1 protein-coding gene is annotated in these 1,177 nt (G+C 62.4%); it reads left to right on the top strand.

Annotation, left to right across the window (positions count from 1 at the left end; translation table 11 throughout):
* Positions 1–3: 3 nt before the first annotated feature.
* Positions 4–1,177: elongation factor Tu (gene tuf, locus METUNV1_RS00005; RefSeq protein WP_043358575.1), on the top strand; the 1,174-nt coding region annotated here is incomplete at its 3' end.

Below are 1,177 nucleotides of genomic sequence, written 5' to 3'. Positions count from 1 at the left end.
GAAATGGCAAAGGGAAAGTTTGAGCGCACCAAGCCGCACGTGAACGTGGGCACGATTGGTCACGTTGACCATGGCAAGACGACGCTGACGGCGGCGATCACGACGATTCTGTCGTCGAAGTTCGGCGGTGAGGCGAAGGCCTACGACCAGATTGATGCGGCGCCGGAAGAGAAGGCTCGCGGCATCACGATCAACACTGCGCACGTCGAGTACGAAACGGCCACCCGCCACTACGCGCACGTTGATTGCCCGGGTCACGCCGATTACGTGAAGAACATGATTACCGGTGCGGCGCAGATGGACGGCGCGATTCTGGTGTGCTCGGCCGCTGACGGCCCGATGCCGCAGACCCGCGAGCACATCCTGCTGGCCCGTCAGGTCGGTGTGCCGTACATCGTGGTGTTCCTGAACAAGTGCGACATGGTCGACGACGCCGAACTGCTCGAGCTGGTCGAGATGGAAGTGCGCGAACTGCTGTCGAAGTACGACTTCCCGGGTGATGACATCCCCATCGTCAAGGGTTCGGCACTGAAGGCGCTGGAAGGCGACAAGAGCGATCTGGGCGAAGGCGCGATCCTGGCGCTGGCCGATGCGCTGGACAGCTACATTCCGACGCCGGAACGCGCGGTGGATGGCACCTTCCTGATGCCGATCGAAGACGTGTTCTCGATCTCGGGTCGCGGCACCGTGGTGACCGGCCGTATCGAGCGTGGCGTGGTCAAGGTCGGTGAAGAAATCGAAATCGTCGGTATCAAGCCGACCGTGAAGACCACCTGCACCGGCGTGGAAATGTTCCGCAAGCTGCTGGATCAGGGTCAGGCAGGTGACAACGTGGGCGTGCTGCTGCGCGGCACCAAGCGTGAAGAAGTCGAGCGTGGCCAGGTGCTGGCCAAGCCGGGTTCGATCAAGCCGCACACCCACTTCACGGCCGAGATCTACGTGCTGTCGAAGGATGAAGGTGGTCGTCACACCCCGTTCTTCAACGGCTATCGCCCGCAGTTCTACTTCCGTACGACGGACGTGACCGGTGCGATCGATCTGCCGGAAGGCACCGAGATGGTGATGCCGGGTGACAACGTTTCGATCACGGTGAAGCTGATCGCCCCGATCGCGATGGAAGAAGGTCTGCGCTTCGCGATCCGCGAAGGCGGCCGCACCGTCGGCGCCGGCGTGGTTG

The organism is Methyloversatilis universalis FAM5 (assembly GCF_000214035.2).
GTDB lineage: Bacteria > Pseudomonadota > Gammaproteobacteria > Burkholderiales > Rhodocyclaceae > Methyloversatilis > Methyloversatilis universalis.
The sequence above is the reverse complement of the archived record's forward strand: the minus strand, read 5'-3'. Positions and strand labels throughout refer to the sequence as shown.